16 protein-coding genes are annotated in these 18,342 nt (G+C 32.8%); 4 read left to right on the forward strand and 12 right to left on the reverse strand.

What is annotated here, in order from left to right; translation table 11 throughout:
• Nucleotides 1-2: 2 nt before the first annotated feature.
• From ABD690_RS02225 to uvrC, 8 genes are all read right to left on the reverse strand, one after another.
• Nucleotides 3-1,313, reverse strand: coding sequence for a peptidoglycan DD-metalloendopeptidase family protein (locus tag ABD690_RS02225; protein WP_344726602.1), 1,311 nt, complete (start codon nt 1,311-1,313; stop codon nt 3-5).
• The gene (locus tag ABD690_RS02230; RefSeq protein WP_344726604.1) at nt 1,271-2,194 is read right to left on the reverse strand and encodes a tryptophan 2,3-dioxygenase family protein; all 924 of its coding nucleotides are present in this window, start codon (nt 2,192-2,194) and stop codon (nt 1,271-1,273) included. The genes ABD690_RS02225 and ABD690_RS02230 overlap by 43 nt, the downstream gene beginning before the upstream one ends.
• Nucleotides 2,194-2,976 carry a DUF3108 domain-containing protein gene (locus tag ABD690_RS02235; RefSeq protein ID WP_344726606.1) on the reverse strand — a complete coding sequence of 261 codons (783 nt, stop codon included), beginning with the start codon at nt 2,974-2,976 and terminating at the stop codon, nt 2,194-2,196. The genes ABD690_RS02230 and ABD690_RS02235 overlap by 1 nt, the downstream gene beginning before the upstream one ends.
• A gap of 144 nt (nt 2,977-3,120) precedes the next feature.
• Nucleotides 3,121-4,281: a 4-hydroxyphenylpyruvate dioxygenase gene (gene hppD / locus ABD690_RS02240; protein WP_344726608.1), complete on the reverse strand. Its 1,161-nt coding sequence runs from the start codon at nt 4,279-4,281 to the stop codon at nt 3,121-3,123.
• A 5-nt stretch (nt 4,282-4,286) separates the two neighbouring features.
• Complete coding sequence (locus tag ABD690_RS02245; protein WP_344726610.1) at nt 4,287-4,778, reverse strand: CCC motif membrane protein; 492 nt, start codon at nt 4,776-4,778, stop codon at nt 4,287-4,289.
• 19 nt (nt 4,779-4,797) lie between these two features.
• Nucleotides 4,798-5,958, reverse strand: coding sequence for a homogentisate 1,2-dioxygenase (locus ABD690_RS02250; RefSeq protein WP_344726611.1), 1,161 nt, complete (start codon nt 5,956-5,958; stop codon nt 4,798-4,800).
• 235 nt (nt 5,959-6,193) lie between these two features.
• A complete protein-coding gene (locus ABD690_RS02255) occupies nt 6,194-8,425 on the reverse strand; it encodes a patatin-like phospholipase family protein (RefSeq protein ID WP_344726613.1) in 2,232 nt (743 codons plus the stop codon).
• Nucleotides 8,425-10,215 (reverse strand): excinuclease ABC subunit UvrC, encoded by a 1,791-nt coding sequence (gene uvrC / locus ABD690_RS02260; protein ID WP_344726615.1) that lies wholly within the window; start codon nt 10,213-10,215, stop codon nt 8,425-8,427. Before uvrC ends, ABD690_RS02255 begins: the two co-directional genes overlap by 1 nt.
• A 131-nt stretch (nt 10,216-10,346) precedes the next feature.
• On the opposite strand from uvrC, the gene ABD690_RS02265 reads away from it, so the two are divergent.
• From ABD690_RS02265 to ABD690_RS02280, 4 genes are read left to right on the forward strand one after another with little or no spacing between them, the layout of a single operon-like run.
• Nucleotides 10,347-10,772 (forward strand): ATP-dependent zinc protease family protein, encoded by a 426-nt coding sequence (locus tag ABD690_RS02265; protein WP_344726617.1) that lies wholly within the window; start codon nt 10,347-10,349, stop codon nt 10,770-10,772.
• Complete coding sequence (gene rimK / locus ABD690_RS02270) at nt 10,769-11,641, forward strand: 30S ribosomal protein S6--L-glutamate ligase (protein WP_344726619.1); 873 nt, start codon at nt 10,769-10,771, stop codon at nt 11,639-11,641. The genes ABD690_RS02265 and rimK overlap by 4 nt, the downstream gene beginning before the upstream one ends.
• Before the next feature lie 2 nt (nt 11,642-11,643).
• A complete protein-coding gene (locus ABD690_RS02275; RefSeq protein WP_344726621.1) occupies nt 11,644-12,615 on the forward strand; it encodes a succinylglutamate desuccinylase/aspartoacylase family protein in 972 nt (323 codons plus the stop codon).
• Nucleotides 12,612-13,175 (forward strand): 5-formyltetrahydrofolate cyclo-ligase, encoded by a 564-nt coding sequence (locus ABD690_RS02280; RefSeq protein WP_344726623.1) that lies wholly within the window; start codon nt 12,612-12,614, stop codon nt 13,173-13,175. Before ABD690_RS02275 ends, ABD690_RS02280 begins: the two co-directional genes overlap by 4 nt.
• On the opposite strand, the gene ABD690_RS02285 is transcribed toward ABD690_RS02280, so the two are convergent.
• The 4 genes from ABD690_RS02285 to ileS all read right to left on the reverse strand — a co-directional run bounded on the left by ABD690_RS02285 (nt 13,172) and on the right by ileS (nt 18,308).
• Complete coding sequence (locus tag ABD690_RS02285) at nt 13,172-13,792, reverse strand: lipoprotein signal peptidase (RefSeq protein WP_344726625.1); 621 nt, start codon at nt 13,790-13,792, stop codon at nt 13,172-13,174. The genes ABD690_RS02280 and ABD690_RS02285 overlap by 4 nt on opposite strands.
• A gap of 34 nt (nt 13,793-13,826) precedes the next feature.
• On the reverse strand, nt 13,827-14,450 hold the full coding sequence (locus tag ABD690_RS02290) for a DUF4097 family beta strand repeat-containing protein (RefSeq protein WP_344726627.1): 624 nt from the start codon (nt 14,448-14,450) through the stop codon (nt 13,827-13,829).
• Nucleotides 14,451-14,518: 68 nt separating this feature from the next.
• Nucleotides 14,519-14,899 carry a TraR/DksA family transcriptional regulator gene (locus ABD690_RS02295; protein ID WP_344726629.1) on the reverse strand — a complete coding sequence of 127 codons (381 nt, stop codon included), beginning with the start codon at nt 14,897-14,899 and terminating at the stop codon, nt 14,519-14,521.
• A gap of 4 nt (nt 14,900-14,903) precedes the next feature.
• On the reverse strand, nt 14,904-18,308 hold the full coding sequence (ileS, locus tag ABD690_RS02300) for an isoleucine--tRNA ligase (RefSeq protein ID WP_344726631.1): 3,405 nt from the start codon (nt 18,306-18,308) through the stop codon (nt 14,904-14,906).
• Between the last annotated feature and the right edge of the window lie 34 nt (nt 18,309-18,342).

Below are 18,342 nucleotides of genomic sequence, written 5' to 3' on the forward strand. Positions count from 1 at the left end.
AATTAATATGCCTGTGTAATCAAATTTTCTGAATTTGACTCAATAAGAGGGTCTACATCAGAATCTATTTTATCTAGTTGCACTTTTATAGGCTTAATATAATCTAAATATTTTGCTTTTAGACTGTCTGAAATAGGTTCAGCTTCTGGTAGTTTTTGTTTAAAAGGGTCTACTTGCTTTCCATTTTTCCAGAAACGGTAGCACACATGTGGTCCTGATGTATTTCCTGTCATTCCAACCCAGCCTATCACATCGCCTTGTTTTACATATTGACCAGCTTTCACATTTTGTTTTTTCATGTGTAAATACTGTGTAGAATAGGTTGAGTTGTGTTTTATTTTAACATAATTACCATTTCCTCTTGTGTAAGCAGACTTGGTAACGGTTCCATTTGCGGTTGCTCTAATTGGTGTTCCAATATCTGCAGCAAAGTCAGTACCTTTATGTGGCCTAATACGGTTTCCATATAATGCTATACGACGACGTAAGTTATATCTTGAAGAAATACGTTTATACTCAACAGGAGCTTTTAAAAATGCTCGTCGTAAATTTTTGGCTTCTTCATTAAAATAGTCAATCAATCCTTTTTCTTTGTCTGTTTCAAACTCAAACGCATAAAAAGGTTCATTTCTATGTTCAAAATATGCTGCTTTTATATCTGCTATTCCAGCATAAATACTATCATCAATATACTTATCTGTATATATTACTTTGAATTTATCTCCTTTTTGTAGTCTTGAAAAATCTATAGTCCAAGCATAGATATCTGACATCTTATATGCTAAAATAAAGCTAATACCTTTGTCATCTAAAGCTTCTGATATATTGCTTGTAATGACTCCTGACACTTCTTTTTCTACATACTTAATTGGTTTTCTACTTTTGTATGCGTGTATAGAATCTTGAAAATTTACAACAACATACTCTTCTTTATTAGGCTGATAAATAAAGCACTTAGGTTCCTGAAGTGTATCTTTAGAGCATAGCAAGGTGTACGGTTTTCCTATTTGAAGCTTACGAATATCAAAACTATCTCTAGCTTTTTCAGCGATTTGAAATATTTTAGGATAACCTAACCTGTTACGCTCCATAATAACTCCAAAGCTATCTCCAGATCTTATGGTATCTCGTTTTACTATATAATCATTAAGATTAAAACCAAATTCATAAATATCTTTAGGTTCTAAAACAGCAACTTCTTTAACCTCTTCTCGTTGTTGTTTTTCCTCTTCTTTACAGCCAACAAAAAGTAATGCTGTTGCAAAAACTATTAGGCATCTTCTCCCCAATGTTGTAATTCTTTTTCGCTCCATAAGTCTGGAAAAAATATTCGTCTTTGATATTTTGGATGCATGTATTTTACCCATTCACTTCCTCCTGTTGCTTCTGCTGTTTTACCTCCTATATTTAAATAGTGGTTTGCGGTATTGTAATGTGCCATAACCCATTTTATATTAACCGTGTGGTCATAATGTCGCATGGCATTTATTAAATCTTTGTCCTCTTTAACACTTTCTGGAAGTTGTTTAAACTTAGTCCAGAGGTTATTTGTGTTGTAGAATTTCGCAAATCTAATAAATTCCTCTTTGTATCGTTCTTCAAAAACTGTTAATAAATAACTTTTTTTGCCTGTTTTGTAGTCTTTTCCTGCTGCTTGCCAGTATAAATGCTCAAAAGCATGCTCAAAAGAGGTGTTTCTATCTATTGTTTTTCTAAATCTATTATCTATAAGGTTTATAAGCTCTGTAGAAGCAAACTCAATTTTTCTGTATTGCGCACTTTGAAATCCGCTAGCAGGTGTTAAAGTGGTTCTAAACTTATTATATTGCTCTACTTCCATGCCTTCTCTCATAATATTGAAAGATGATGTTAGCATATCAAAATAACGGCTTATACGCATTAATTTATTTGAAAAGAAAGCAGCCTCAATGACATCACTTTTTGCTACTTGCTCTATTTCCCACAGTATCATTTTAAACAACAATTCGTTGATTTGATGATACATGATAAACACCATTTCGTCTGGCAAAACAGTACGTTGAGTTTGTAAATCAAGTAAGGCATCTGTTTGGATATAATCCCAATAGTTTATGGGTTTACTATGTAAGAGACCTTCTAAATGTGTATCAAGGTCTTGACCAATGCTATCAAATTTTTCTTTAAGTTGACTTGTTAAGTTCTTTTCTTTGTCCATTAATTTTGTGCAATAATTTTGAAGGGATGCTTTAACCCTTTGAACGCATCTAAATCTGCTCTTAAGGAGCCTACTGCTAAATCTGCTTTGATACGTAAGGGAATTCGGTTTTTATCATTTGAAACCCATAATGTTAGACTTTCTTCTTCTTTAAACACTCGTCCCGCCATAACATATGGTCTAAATTTAAGAGCGTTAATTTTTCCAAATTCGGTGTCTATAATTTCGGTTCCTAAAAATTTTATTTTGAATCCATAATTTTCTTCATCAAAAAACATATCTACTGATACTTCATCACCTAGTTTTAGGTTTGTGATATCTAAATTGTTTCTTAAATAATAAAACGTAGATACCATGTCTTGAATGTTAGGCTTTGTATCTATTACAGATTTTTTGTTGTGTTTTTTATTATTTACGTGAGCTTTTTGTTTTTTTTGATCAAAATGAATTTCGATATCTTTTGTATGACCGCCTTCATCTATTTTTCTAATAAATCTATACGGAGAAATGGTTGATTTACTAAAATAGCTTTCATAACGATCATCTACTTTAAAAAACCATTTAATTGCGCCTGTTGTCCAGCCTTTACCTACCACATGATAAACAGATTCGTTTTTATACAAACCTTCATTGACAGTAAGTGTTGCTTCTCCTGCTTTTAAAAAACCACTGTAACTCATTTCAAATCTAAACCATTCTCCTACTCCAAAAGCACTTTCACTTTGTGAAAAACTGGTTTTAATTCCTAGAATTACGACGCAAATAAATAATAGATTTTTCATAATTAAGTTATTGTAAATGTAACGTTTATAATTACTATGTTATTAATTAAAATATAAGATTACAATTACTATTCCAAAAATATAAAACAAAAACGCTTCCTTATACTTTGGAAGCGTTTTTTTAATATTAATTTATACTTATTTCTAAAGAGTTCCTCTTTTTTCTTGTTCTCTTTCAATAGATTCAAACAAGGCTTTAAAATTTCCTGCTCCAAAACCGCGAGCTCCCATACGTTGAATAATTTCAAAAAACAATGTTGGTCTATCTTCAACTGGTTTTGTAAATATTTGTAATAAATAACCTTCTTCATCAGCATCTATCATAATACCTAAACCTTTTAGCTTTTCTATATCTTCACGAAGTTCGTGACTAAATTCATCTAATCGACCAGGAACCGCATCATAATATGCTTGTGGCGGATGTGATAAAAACTCAACACCTCTAGAACGTAAATCAGAAACTGTTGATATGATATCATCTGTAGCAACGGCAATGTGCTGTACGCCTGAACCTTCGTAAAAATCTAAATATTCTTCAATTTGAGAACGTTTTTTACCTTCTGCAGGTTCGTTTATAGGGAACTTTATACGTCCGTTACCGTTACTCATTACTTTACTCATTAAAGCTGAATATTCTGTATGGATTTGCTTATCATCAAACGATAAAAAGTTTACAAAGCCCATAACATCTTCATACCATTTTACCCATGTATTCATTTCGCCCCAGCCAACGTTACCTACCATGTGGTCTATGTATTTTAACCCTACTGATTCTGGATTATAATCTGATTCCCATTTAGTAAAACCAGGCATAAAGACGCCGTTGTAATTTTTACGTTCTACAAACATATGCACTGTTTCTCCATAGGTATAAATTCCTGCTCTTACTACTTCTCCAAATTCATCTTTTTCTACAGTTGGTTCCATATAAGATTTTGCGCCACGAGATGTAGTCTCCTCATAAGCACTACGAGCATCTTCTACCCAAAGCGCTACAACTTTAACGCCATCGCCATGTTTTACAATATGGTCGTTTATTGGATGTTTAGAGTTTAATGGTGTTGTAAGAACTAATCTAATTTTATCTTGTTTTAACACATATGAAACTGTGTCTCTACTTCCTGTTTCTAATCCTTTGTATGCATAAGATTGAAACCCAAAAGCTGTTTTGTAAAAATGCGCTGCTTGTTTTGCATTTCCTACATAAAACTCAACATAATCTGTTCCTAATAGCGGAAGGAAATCTTCGGCTCCTTCAAATATTTTTTCTAATCCGTAGTTTACTGATTTTATTTCTTTTGACATAGTTGTTAATTTTCAATGTTATTGTGTTCGTTTAATGAATCTGATATTGAATCAGATGTTATAACAGCATCTTCTTGATACTCATAAGTGTCGTAATCTTCATTATAAAGCGAGTCATAGGCTTCTTGAGAATACTCATACTCGTATTGGTACGTTGTGTTATTGTTATTATAAGCTTCCATAAATGCTGTTGATATAAGCGCACCATACACTACAAAATAAATAATGTATAAAACAGTTATTAGGCTGCTTATTATTAAAGAAACTATATTTAAAATTTTAGCATTTTTTACGTTATTGTAGCTTTGAACTGAAAAACCATCAGGTGTTTCAATAAATAATTTTAAGCTTCTGTTTGCAGACACCAAACCTATAATGCTTAATGCCACACTCACTACAGAAAAGACTCCACAACAACATCCTAAAAAAACTAAAACAATAGCAATAATTCCTAAAATCAATGCTGATGAGTCTGCTGGTAACTTATTTTGATTCACGTATATTTATATTACTTTTTTATTTATCTAACCAAGATTTAAAATAATCTTCGTCTGCTATTTTTAAGGCATCTTCTGTTATTTGAAGCGGCTTAAAAGTATCAACCATTACAGCTAACTCATCTGTTTTTACTTTTCCGAGACTACGCTCTACAGCACCTGGATGCGGACCATGTGGTATTCCTGCTGGATGCAAACTAATGTGTCCTGCATCTATATCATTTCGGCTCATAAAATCTCCATCTACATAATAAAGAACCTCATCACTATCTATATTACTATGATTATATGGCGCAGGTATTGATTCTGGATGATAGTCATATAATCTTGGCACAAAACTACATACAACAAACGCATCTGTTTCAAAAGTTTGATGTACTGGAGGCGGCTGATGTATACGCCCAGTAATAGGTTCAAAATCATGAATTGAAAAAGCATACGGATAGTTATACCCATCATAACCAACCACATCAAAAGGATGTGTTGCATAAACCATTTCAAAAATATCGTCTTGTTTTTTTACTTTGATTAAAAAATCGCCTTTTTCATTGTGGGTTTCAAGCTCTTCAGGCCTACGTAAATCACGCTCACAAAATGGTGAATGCTCTAACAACTGACCAAACCAGTTACGGTAACGTTTTGGCGTATAAATTGGCCTTTTAGATTCTACAATAAATAGTCTATTATCTTCGGTATCAAAATCTATTTTATAAATAATACCTCGTGGTACTAATAAATAATCACCGTATTTAAAATCTAAATTCCCCAGCATTGTACGTAGCTTACCAGTTCCTTTATGGATAAAAATAAGCTCATCTGCATCTGTATTTTTATAAAAATAGTCTCTTGTTGATTGCTTTGGTGCAGCAAGTATTATACTACAGTCACTATTAGTAAGCACTGTTTTTCTGCTTTCTAAATAATCGTTTTCTTGTGGTACTTGAAACCCTTTTAAACGATATGATTGTATACTATTTGCCTTTGCAATTTTTGGCGCAACACTATATTGCTTTTTTATTTCTTTTACTTGTGTTGGTCTGTGCTCATGATAGCTATTTGTTGACATACCGTCAAAACCAATGGTTCCAAATAATTGCTCACTATACAGGCTTCCGTCAGGCTTTCTAAACTGTGTATGCCTTTTTGGAGGGATGTTTCCTAGTTTATGATAAAATGGCATTGCTTAAAATTATTGTTTAGTTTTCAACTAAAAACACGTGTTATTGCTTTTATTTAAAAACTTAATTACTAAAGTATTAAAGGTACAAATTAATAAGGTTTCTGCTTAAGCAGAAATTAGAAAATTGCTGTTTATTCTGGATTTCTTTTGATAAGAAATTGAAGGTGTGATAATAAATCGATCCAAAAATGTTTCATAATTCAACAAATATCGGAAAATTTTATTGATTTCGAAATCAAAACCAAAAACCTAAATTAAAAAAGAATAGTCCGCGTTTTGTTTCTGGCGACCAAGTATATTTTGCTTCAATTGGCCCTAAAAAGGTTTCAATACCATAACCTAGAGCATAGCCTGTATAATCTGGTGACGAAAACCAATTTCCGGTACTAAAAAGATTGTCTTCTATATTTGCGAAATTTGCCGCTATATTAACATGATTTTTTTTAAAGATTTCATAGTCTACATTTATTAATGCTTTTACAAAACTATTGCCTTGCAGGGAAACAAAATCATACCCTAGAAAAGGCAAGAAATTGTTTATAAACTTATTTCCATATCCACCTAAAACAAAATTAAGATATTGGTTATCATTCTCTCCTATTGTAAAGCCTCCGTCTGCTATTAAGTTTACTGTTAAGGCTGGCGTTATACTTTTTGCATATCCAAGAGTTGCTTTTCCTATTGAAAATTCTGAAAAGTTGTTGTTATAATCAGAGGAATATAGATATAAATGAAAATCTCCTTCAAAAAACAATCCTTCGTCAGGAAAGTATTTATTATTGTATGTGTCTAACTTAAGCTTTCCATATAAACTTAAATAATCACTGTTTTCAAAGACTGTTTCTTCAGCTGTTGCTTGTCTTAATATAGTTTCTGACTCTAGGATTAGTTTTTTATGTTCTGCTCCTAAAACTAAAGCAAAGTCTTTTCTAAATAATGTTTGCAAGTAAAGCTGGTTTGTAAAATCGTTTAGCTCTACTTCTAACTTGTTTACACCTAAAGTTGCAAGCTCTTGATCTGACAGCAATGCTGATGATTGAATATTTTTTTTAAATTGATTATATCTAGAATGAAAACCAATACTCCAGTAAAATCCTTTATCGATATAGTAATCAAAGTTGTATCGTAAATTATCTCCTAAAATAAAATCTATAGAAGTAACATCATTTTTAAATAAAAGTTGTTTTCGTGTAAAATTTACTAATGCGGCACTTTTATACAAATCATCATAATGAACACCTAACTTAAAAAATGTTTTTTTGTCAGACTCTTTTACTCTAAAAAACAAGTCATAACCTTCTTTGTTTATAGATGGTTTTAATTGATGAACTACGCTTTGAAAGTTATTGGTTGCCGCAAGATTATTTACTCCATCTACCAAGGTGGTATATTTTATTTTTTCATCTTGTTTAAACTTTAATTTTCCTAAAACATAAGCTCGTGTATATTTTTCATTTCCGCTAACTACAATTGCGTTTATCTTAATACTATCAATAGCTTTTATAGACTGTTCTTTTTGATTTTTGGCAACCTGCATTGAGGCTATTTTTTTTAGAGCATCAATTTCTTTTACGGTGGCTTTTTCTCCGTTTTCAATTATTTGCCTTCCTGCATCAAAGGATATAACGGTGTAGTCTGAAATATCAGGTTTAATATAAACATCTGTTTTTTTAGACTTTTCTATCATATCATTAATTGTGCGGTAATTATTAATTTGGAGAAGGATATCTGGAGCAGATTTAAGCTCGTCGCGTGTAGCTAAACCATCTTGTACATCTACACCTATTATTATATCCATGCCCTTTGCTTTAAGCTCATCAATAGGGTAATTGTTTACAACGCCACCATCTATTAAAATTTGGTCATCAATAATTACTGGTTGAAAAAGCGACGGAAATGCACCACTTGCTGTTATGGCTTGCGGCAAACTTCCTTTATCTAAAACAACAGGCTTACCTGTTTCAACATTTGTTGCTATGCAGAAAAATGGTATTGGCAGTTTACTAAAGTCATCTATATCACAAACGTGAAGTGTTAATTTAGATAAAAGACTTAATGTGTTTTGCCCTCTAGAAAGTGCCGATGGTAATTTTATTTTAAAATCATCAAATGGTAATGTAACGGCATATTTTTCGGAGTTATCACGCTCATAAAAAGTTTTTGATGCCCTAGGCAAGTCATCGTTTATTATTTTATCAAAGTCTACATCTCTAAAAATTGAATCTATATCTTTTCCTGAATATCCAGCCGCATATAATGATCCTATAATAGCTCCCATACTTGTACCAGCAACATAATCTACTCGAATTCCTAAACTATCAATAACTTTTAATGTTCCTATATGAGCGAGTCCTTTTGCACCACCACCACTTAAAACCAAACCAACCTTTACATCTTGTTTTTCATTGCTTTGTGATTGCACTGAAAAACACAACAAAATGCTTATGACTAATATTATATGCTTCATTATTTATGAAAGTAATTATATATTTTATTTGCTTTAGAGTTACCCACAACATCTTCTAACTCATCAAGCTTTGCATTTGCAACACGTTTTGCTGACTTAAATGTTTTAAGCAATTCTACAATTGTTTTTTCTCCAACTCCTGGAATGGTTTCTAACTCTGTGTTTAATGCTGATTTGCTTCGTCTGTTTCTATGATGTTCTATTCCAAAACGATGCGCCTCATTACGTAATTGTTGAATCACTTTTAGAGTTTCACTTTTTTTATCTAAATATAAGGGAATTGGATCATCTGGGTAAAATAATTCTTCTAAACGTTTAGCAATTCCGATAATGGCTATTTTTCCTCTTAAGTTTAAAACATCTAAACTTTTTAACGCTGATGACAATTGCCCTTTTCCTCCATCTATAATAATAAGTTGTGGTAATGGTTTGTCTTCATCTAGCAAACGTTTGTAACGCCTGTAAACAACCTCTTCCATTGAAGCAAAATCATCTGGACCTTCAACGGTTTTTATATTAAAATGACGATAATCCTTTTTACTTGGCTTCCCATTTTTAAAAACCACACAAGCTGCTACTGGATTTGTTCCTTGAATGTTAGAGTTATCAAAACACTCTATATGCCTAGGCTCTTCATGTAGTCTTAAATCAGCTTTCATTTGCGCCATGATTCTATTGGCATGCCTATCTGGATCTACAATTTTTACTTGCTTAAGCTGTTCCAACCTATAATACTTGGCATTTCTTAAAGATAAATCTAGAATATGCTTTTTATCACCAAGTTTAGGAACAGTAACTTTTACACTTTTTCCAAGGTCAACTTTAAAAGGCACATAAATCTCTCTTGATTTTGAATTAAAGCGTTGTCTTAATTCGGTTATTGCAAGCTCAAGTAATTCGGCATCTGTTTCTTGAAGCTTTTTTTTAATCTCCATAGTATGCGACCTAATTATAGAACCGTATGAAACTTGCAAAAAGTTTATATATCCATAACTCTCATCACTCACAATAGTAAACACATCTACATTACTTATTTTAGGGTTTACTATAGTAGATTTTGCCTGGTAATTTTCTAAAACCTCTATCTTTTCTTTTATTTTTTGAGCCTCTTCAAATTGTAAATCTTCGGCATAGGTTTTCATTTGGTGTTTAAAACCAGAAAGGGAATCTTTAAAGTTTCCTTTTAAAATTTCTTTTATAGACGCAATGTTGTTATGATAAGAAACCTCTGTCTCGTAGCCTTCACAAGGACCTTTGCAGTTTCCTAAATGATATTCTAAACAAACTTTGTATTTTCCTACATCTATTTTTTCTTGAGCTAAATCATAATTACATGTGCGCAGCTGAAACAAACCTCTTATTAAATCTAATAATGTAGATACGGTTTTCATGCTAGTGTAAGGCCCAAAATATTCAGAACCATCTTTAAACACACGCCTGGTAGAAAATACTCTAGGAAAACGTTCGTTTTTTACACAAATCCAAGGATAGGATTTATCATCCTTAAGCATCACATTGTAACGCGGCTGATATTTTTTTATAAGGTTATTCTCAAGCAACAAAGCATCTGTTTCGGTATCAACAACAATATGCTTTATATCTGCAATTTTTTTTACAAGCACTTTTGTCTTGCCATAATCGTGCTGTTTATTAAAATAAGAACTTACTCTTTTTTTTAAATTTTTAGCTTTTCCTACGTACAAAATCTTTCCGTCAGCATCATAATACTGATAGACACCTGGAAGGTTTGGCAAGGTTTTTAATTGAATATCTAAAGCCGTTTTACTCATTCTTCCAAAGGTAATTATTTTAATTTTTTAGGTTGAATTTTGTAGGGTTAAATCTTTTTAAATTTTAATAAAAAATAATTTTTTAGAATTGCTAATTCACTACATTGCGCCACTTTTTTTTAAAACAGTATATGAAGAAAAAAACTATTGGAAGAGTTGATAAAATTGACTTTCCTACACTAGATTTATACAATATAGATGTAAAAATAGATACAGGTGCATACACATCTGCAATACATTGTTCTCAAATTGTTGAAAAAGACAGCATGCTATTTTGCACCTTTCATAGTGAAGGGCATGCTAACTTTAATAGTATTGAAATTATTTTTGATGATTATTCAAGAACCGATGTAAAAAGTAGCAATGGTTTTAAAGAGAATCGTTTTAAAATAAAATCTGACGTGATATTTTTTGGTAAAACATATAAGATTAACTTAACTTTAAGCACTAGAGACGACATGAAATTTCCGGTGCTTATTGGCAGACAATTTTTAAGCAAAAAATTTCTAGTAGATGTAGATCTCCAAAATTTATCATTTAACGCAACACAACCATGAATATAGTCATTCTATCAAGGAATACACATTTATACTCAACGCAACGTCTTATAGAAGAAGGCGAAAAAAGAGGACACAAAGTAGAGGTTATAGATCCTCTTAAATGTGATATCATTATAGAAAAAGAAAAACCAACTATATATTACAAAGATAGATATCTTGATTATGTAGACGCCATTATACCTAGGATTGGCGCCTCTGTAACATTTTATGGCTGTGCTGTTGTAAGACAGTTTGAAATGATGAATGTATTTACAATTTGCACCTCTGATGCCATACAAAGATCTCGAGATAAACTTCGCAGTTTACAACGCTTAAGTAAAGCAGGTATTGGTATGCCAAAAACTGTATTTACAAACTATTCAAGAGATGTAGAAGAAGTTATAAACCACGTTGGTGGCGTACCTGTTATTATAAAACTTTTAGAAGGCACACAAGGATTAGGCGTTGTACTTGCTGAAACAAAAAACGCAGCCGAATCTGTACTAGAAGCCTTTAATGGACTTGAGGCTCGCGTAATAGTTCAAGAGTTTATTAAAGAAGCAAAAGGTGCTGATTTAAGAGCGCTTGTTGTTGACGGACATGTTGTTGGGGCTATGAAACGCCAAGGTAAAGATGGCGAATTTCGATCTAACTTACACAGAGGCGGAACCGCAGAAATTGTAAAATTAAGCGAAGCCGAATTAAGATTAGCCATGCAAGCATCTAGAGCCTTAAAACTTCCTGTTTGTGGTGTAGACATGTTACAATCTGATCGTGGTCCTTTACTATTAGAAGTAAACTCAACACCTGGATTAGAAGGTATTGAAGGTGCTACCGGAAAAAATATTGCTAAAGCAATAATAACCTATATAGAACGAAACAAATAAGTATGACTTTTAGACAAAAAAACAAAATCACAGTATTAGGACACGATATAAAAGCAGGTGAAAATTGTGAATTAAGTTTTGGCGTTGCAAATCTTCATACCTCATCTAGCGTAGATGTTCCTGTAATAATAGAACGCTCTAAAAAACCAGGACCAGTAGTTTTATTTACTGCTGGCATTCATGGTGACGAAGTAAATGGCGTAGAAATAATTAGACAAATAATTGCTAAAGGTATAAACAAACCTAAAGCAGGAACCATTATTTGTATTCCCATTATTAATGTTTTTGGATTTATTAACTTAAACAGAGAATTCCCTGATGGCAGAGATTTAAACCGTGTTTTTCCTGGTACTAAAAACGGTTCTTTAGCAAGTCGTGTTGCCTATAAACTTGTAAATGAAGTAATCCCTGATGTTGATTTTATTATGGATTTTCATACCGGTGGCGCCGGAAGGTTTAATGCTCCTCAAATTCGTATTGCAAAAAACAACCCAAAACTAGACAAGCTAGCCGATGTTTTTGGGTCACCGTTTGTTCTTTACTCTAAAAACATTAAAAAATCATTCAGAAACACCTGCCATAAACTAGATATTCCTATTCTTTTATTTGAAGGCGGAAAATCATTTCACATAGATGATCAAGTAACTAATACCGCTGTAAACGGCGCTAAACGCGTGCTTAATCATTTAGGAATGCTTTCTACCAGATTCAAAATATCTAAACCCAAAAAGATGCCTGTTTATATACTGGATAGTCGCTGGCAACGTGCTAGTTTTTCAGGCATGTTTAAACCTTCTATTGCTATAAATTCTAAAGTAACAAAAGGCGATGTTATAGGTAACATAACAGATCCTTATGGCAAGTTTAATCACTTTGTTAAAGCTAGTAATTCAGGATATATCATTAATGTAAATGAGTCGCCTATTGTATATCAAGGAGACGCCTTATTCCATATAACTACCAAGTTAAAATGACAAAAGCAGCACTTCGTAAAGCTTATAAGTTAAAACGAAATAACTTAAGCATTGAAGACATTGATAATTTAAGTATCGCTATTGCTAACAAGCTATTACAGTTGCCTATTTGGGACAAATCCTTTTATCATATTTACTTAACAATAGAAGAACAAAAAGAAGTAAACACTGATTTTATTTTGAACATTCTCTCTGGAAAAGATAAAAACATTGTTATTTCTAAAAGTGATTTCAAAACAGGGTTGATGCATAATTTTTTGTTGACAGACAATACTGTTATTAAAAAAAATGCTTTAAATATCCCTGAACCTATTGATGGAATTCCAATTCAAAACAATGTTATTGATGTTGTTTTTATACCACTTTTAGCTTTTGACAAGCAAGGACATCGTGTTGGCTACGGAAAAGGATTTTACGATAGGTTTTTAGCATCCTGCAAAGCAGATGTCATTAAAGTTGGATTATCTTTTTTTGATGTAGCGCCTTTAATTGAAGATGTTTTGGAAACTGATATTGCTCTAGATTATTGCGTGACTCCAGAACAAATTTTTTCTTTTTAATTTCTATCAAATGCTTTTTTATTAAACACAATAAGCAAACCAAAACCTGTGCTTATTGCAACATCAGCAATATTAAAAACAGGTTCAAAAAAAGTAAAATACTTATCACCAACTAGTGGCATCCATTCAGGTAAATATCCTTTCCAAATAGGAAAATATAACATATCCACTACTTTACCATGAAACAAGCTATCATAACCTCCTTCAGATGGTAAAAAAGAAGCAACTTGCCCATGACTATCATTAAATAAAACACCATAAAAAACGGAATCTATAATATTCCCTAAAGCGCCGGCAAATATGAGAGATACTGCTATTATCAGCACTCGCGATTGTTGCTTTTTGGTTACATCATACAGCCAATAACCAATACCTAAAACAGCAACTATTCTAAAAATAGTTAATGACATTTTTGCTGTTCTATCAGATATAAATGAAACAAAATCACTAATCTTGGTTCCCCAAGCCATACCTTCATTTTCAACAAAATATATCCTAAACCAACTAAACACAGTAGTATCTTCTCCTATTACAAAATGTGTTTTTATATAAATTTTACTCACTTGGTCCACAAGTAAAATAAGAACAATAAAAAGAATAGATTTTTTTAAGGACATGTAATCTGTTTGATTTCAAACAAAAGTAATATAATTATTGTTTTTTAGTAATGTGAATATCACCATTAATAGAATTTAACAACAATGTATTAGCTCCTAATTCTAATTTATCAAGCTTTACTTTACCATGTTTTGTGTGTGCATTTACAGTAGCATAATTACTTACTACTGTAATATCACCTTGTATGGTATTAACCACAGCAGAACCTGTGAACTCTGTTGCTGAAAAATGTCCGCTTAAAAGCTCTGTAAAAACATGTTCATATTCACCTTTTAAATACACTGAACCTATATCACTTGCTATATTTAGATTTAATCCTTTTGGCAGGATAATGTGGTATTCAATAGAGATTACTTTATGCGCTGACAACTTATCATCTTTTGCCTTAAACAACGGTTGATATGCTGTTGAAACAAAAAGCGTATCATTTTTTGTTTGGTTAGACAACACCAATTGCTCACTATTTTCACCTTCCATCAAGGTTTTAACTGAAATTGTGCTTACAGCAGCTGTTTCTACATATATTCTAAAGCTATTATTAGCATTAATTTTTACTGTAGAAATAGTACCTGCCTGTAACTCTTTTTTAGAAACTTTTTGTGCGTTTACATGAAAAAAAGCCAAAATAAAAAAAATTAAAAGCCCTTGTTGTTTCATAAAAAAACAAAACGCTTCAAGGTTCTTGAAGCGTTTTTGATATGTGTTTTTTAAAAAAGTAATAACGTTTATTGCATATTTTTAGCCTCAATACTTAAGGTTGCATGAGGAACTAGCCTTAAACGTTCTTTATTTATTAATTTTCCAGTAACTCTACAAACGCCATATGTTTTATTTTCTATACGAATAAGTGCATTTTTTAGGTCACGAATAAATTTTTCTTGACGAATAGCAAGTTGTGAGTTTGCTTCTTTACTCATTGTTTCACTACCTTCTTCAAATGCTTTAAATGTTGGCGATGTATCATCGGTACCATTATTTAGGTCATTCATATATGCACTTTTTATCAATTCTAAATCGTGCTGTGCTTTTTCTATTTTTTCTTGAATTAGCGCTTTAAATTCTGCTAAATCTTTATCTGAATATCTTACGTTTGCTTCAACTGCCATAATCTTAATGTTTTTGAATAAACAATTTGGTATTTATATCATCAAAAGCAATTTCTATACCATTGTCTATTTGGTCAATAATTTCAAGTTCTTCAGCTAAAGTTTCAGTTTTAATATAATCCATATTATCACTTACCGCTTTAACAATACTATCTTCCTTTTGAAGTTTCACATCAATACGATCTGTAACTTCAAAACCAGAGTCTTTACGTAAATTTTGAATACGGTTTACGAGCTCACGAGCAATCCCTTCTTTTCGTAAATCATCAGTAATAGTAACATCTAGCGCTACTGTTAATGCGCCTTCATTAGCTACAAGCCAACCTTCGATGTCTTGAGATGATATTTCTACATCGTCAAGTCCTAAAGTAATGTTTTTTCCGTTAACTTCAACATCTAAAACACCCTTTTGCTCGATTTTTTTAATATCTTCTGAAGTAAACTTTGAAATAGCTCCAGCAATAAGCTTCATATCTTTACCAAAACGTGGTCCTAACGCTTTAAAATTAGGCTTTATTTGTTTTACTAAAATGTCTGAAGCGTCGCTTAACAATTCAATTTCTTTAATGTTAACCTCATGTTTTATTAAATCGGCAACTGCAAAAATTTCTTCCTTTTGTTGTTCACTATCAACAGGAATCATAATTTTTTGCAATGGTTGACGCACTTTAATCTTCTCCTTTGCTCTTAACGACAATACCAACGACGATATTGTTTGCGCATTCTCCATTTTACGTTCTAAGCTTTTATCTACAAAGCTTTCATCGTATTTTGGAAACTCCGCCAAATGTACACTCTCAACGTTTTCTTTTTGTGTTACTTGTGTTAAGTCTTGGTAAAGTTTATCCATATAAAATGGTGCAATTGGCGCGCCTAATTTAGCAAGCGTTACCATACAAGTATAAAGCGTTTGATAAGCCGAAATTTTATCGGTTTGGTAATCGCCTTTCCAAAAACGTCTTCTACTTAAACGCACATACCAGTTACTTAAATATTCTTGTGTAAAGTCTGATATAGCTCTTGCTGCTTTAGTAGGTTCGTATGCTGCATAAAACTCATCTACCTTCTTGATAAGGGTATGTAGTTCAGATAAAATCCAACGGTCTAACTCTGGACGTTCTTCTAACGGAATATCGGCTTCGCTATAATTGAATGTATCTAAATTGGTATATAAACTAAAGAATGAGTAGGTATTGTAAAGTGTTCCGAAGAATTTACGTTTTACTTCCTCAATACCATCTACATCAAATTTTAGGTTATCCCAAGGGTTTGCATTTGAAATCATGTACCAACGTGTAGCATCAGCACCATACGTTGATAAGGTTTCAAAAGGATCTGTAGCATTACCTAAACGTTTAGACATTTTTTGTCCGTTTTTGTCTAACACCAATCCGTTAGATACCACGTTTTTATAAGCTACTGAATCAAACACCATCGTTCCAATAGCATGTAGCGTATAGAACCAACCACGTGTTTGGTCAACACCTTCTGCGATAAAATCGGCAGGGAATGAAGTATTGTTGTCTATTTTTTCTTTGTTTTCAAACGGATAATGCCATTGTGCATAAGGCATAGAACCTGAATCAAACCAAACATCAATTAAATCGCTTTCACGCTTCATTGGTTGTCCTGATGGTGACACAAGCACAATTTCATCTACAATGTTTTTATGTAAATCTAACTTTGCATAGTTTTCTTCGGAATTGTTTCCTACTTCAAAATCAGCAAAAATATCAGCTTTCATTACGCCAGCCTCAACAGCTTTAGCCATTTCAGCTTTTAGTTCTTCAACCGAACCAATACAGATTTCTTCTTTACCATCTTCGGTTCTCCAAATTGGCAACGGAATTCCCCAATAACGCGAACGCGATAAGTTCCAATCGTTGGCATTAGCTAACCAATTACCAAAACGACCAGTTCCTGTTGCTTTTGGTTTCCAATTGATGGTTTCATTCAATTCAAACATTCTGTCTTTAACATCGGTTACTTTAATAAACCAAGAATCTAACGGATAGTATAGAATTGGCTTGTCAGTTCTCCAACAGTTAGGATAGCTGTGTTTGTATTTTTCAACCTTAAAGGCTTTATTTTCGGTTTTTAATTTGATAGCTAACTCTACATCAACTGATTTTTCGGGAGCTTCGCCATCATTGTAATATTCGTTTTTCACATATTTACCAGCAAACTCACCCATTTCTGGACGGAATTTACCTTGTAAGTCTACTAAAGGCACCAAGTTTCCATTGGCATCTTTTACCAACATTGGAGGCACTTCAGGAGTTGATTGTTTAGCAACCAAAGCATCATCTGCACCAAAAGTTGGCGCTGTATGTACAATTCCTGTTCCGTCTTCAGTCGTTACGAAATCTCCAGCAATAACTCTGAAGGCATTTTCAGGGTTGTCGTTTGGTAACGCATAAGGCAATAATTGCTCATACGTAATACCAACTAAATCGGCTCCTTTAAATTCTTTTACAACGCAGTATGGTATTTTTTTATCTCCAGATGTATATTCTAATAATTCTGGTTTTGTTTCTACACGTTTAAACTTTCCGTCAAATTGTTTATTAACTAACGGTTTTGCTAACACAACGTTAATTGGCTCAAACGTATATTGGTTATAGGTTTCAACCAATACGTAGTCAATTTTTGGACCAACCGTTAAGGCTGTATTACTAGGAAGCGTCCAAGGTGTGGTAGTCCAAGCCAAGAAATGAATAGTTCCTTCGTTTTGTAAAAAGTCAGGAAGCGATGCTTCATTAGCTTTAAACTGCGCAACAACCGTTGTATCTGTTACATCTTGATAGGTTCCTGGTTGGTTCAACTCATGCGAACTTAAACCTGTACCAGCTTTTGGAGAGTATGGTTGAATGGTATAACCTTTATACAACAAACTTTTGTTATATATCTGTTTTAGTAACCACCAAACCGATTCCATGTATTTAGGTTCGTAGGTAATGTATGGATCGTCCATATCAACCCAGTAACCCATTTTTTGAGTCAGGTCGTTCCAAACATCAGTGTAACGCATAACCGCTTTACGGCAGGCAGCGTTGTAGTCTTCAACCGAAATGGTTTTACCAATGTCTTCTTTTGTAATTCCCAATTCTTTTTCCACACCTAACTCAATAGGTAATCCGTGGGTATCCCAACCAGCTTTACGCTTTACTTGGAAACCTTTCATGGTTTTGTAACGCGGAAAAATATCTTTGATAGCACGTGCTAAAACGTGGTGTACACCAGGTAAGCCGTTTGCCGAAGGAGGCCCTTCAAAAAACACAAATGGTTTAGCGTTTTCACGTGTGGTTACACTTTTTTCAAATACGTTATTTTCTTGCCAATAATTGCCAATTTCTTCAGCAACTTTTGGTAAGTCAAGACCTTTATATTCAGGGAATTTCTTACTCATTATATCATTAATTCGTTTCGACGTGCGAAATTAA

The organism is Corallibacter vietnamensis, from assembly GCF_039537875.1.
Lineage (GTDB): Bacteria > Bacteroidota > Bacteroidia > Flavobacteriales > Flavobacteriaceae > Corallibacter > Corallibacter vietnamensis.

Bases quoted from the DNA above. Each gene is read 5' to 3' on its own strand.
- ABD690_RS02225 (WP_344726602.1), bottom strand. From the start codon at position 1,313: ATGGAGCGAAAAAGAATTACAACATTGGGGAGAAGATGCCTAATAGTT.
- ABD690_RS02230 (WP_344726604.1), bottom strand. From the start codon at position 2,194: ATGGACAAAGAAAAGAACTTAACAAGTCAACTTAAAGAAAAATTTGAT.
- ABD690_RS02235 (WP_344726606.1), bottom strand. From the start codon at position 2,976: ATGAAAAATCTATTATTTATTTGCGTCGTAATTCTAGGAATTAAAACC.
- hppD (WP_344726608.1), bottom strand. From the start codon at position 4,281: ATGTCAAAAGAAATAAAATCAGTAAACTACGGATTAGAAAAAATATTT.
- ABD690_RS02250 (WP_344726611.1), bottom strand. From the start codon at position 5,958: ATGCCATTTTATCATAAACTAGGAAACATCCCTCCAAAAAGGCATACA.
- ABD690_RS02255 (WP_344726613.1), bottom strand. From the start codon at position 8,425: ATGAAGCATATAATATTAGTCATAAGCATTTTGTTGTGTTTTTCAGTG.
- uvrC (WP_344726615.1), bottom strand. From the start codon at position 10,215: ATGAGTAAAACGGCTTTAGATATTCAATTAAAAACCTTGCCAAACCTT.
- ABD690_RS02265 (WP_344726617.1), top strand. From the start codon at position 10,347: ATGAAGAAAAAAACTATTGGAAGAGTTGATAAAATTGACTTTCCTACA.
- rimK (WP_344726619.1), top strand. From the start codon at position 10,769: ATGAATATAGTCATTCTATCAAGGAATACACATTTATACTCAACGCAA.
- ABD690_RS02275 (WP_344726621.1), top strand. From the start codon at position 11,644: ATGACTTTTAGACAAAAAAACAAAATCACAGTATTAGGACACGATATA.
- ABD690_RS02280 (WP_344726623.1), top strand. From the start codon at position 12,612: ATGACAAAAGCAGCACTTCGTAAAGCTTATAAGTTAAAACGAAATAAC.
- ABD690_RS02285 (WP_344726625.1), bottom strand. From the start codon at position 13,792: ATGTCCTTAAAAAAATCTATTCTTTTTATTGTTCTTATTTTACTTGTG.
- ABD690_RS02290 (WP_344726627.1), bottom strand. From the start codon at position 14,450: ATGAAACAACAAGGGCTTTTAATTTTTTTTATTTTGGCTTTTTTTCAT.
- ABD690_RS02295 (WP_344726629.1), bottom strand. From the start codon at position 14,899: ATGGCAGTTGAAGCAAACGTAAGATATTCAGATAAAGATTTAGCAGAA.
- ileS (WP_344726631.1), bottom strand. From the start codon at position 18,308: ATGAGTAAGAAATTCCCTGAATATAAAGGTCTTGACTTACCAAAAGTT.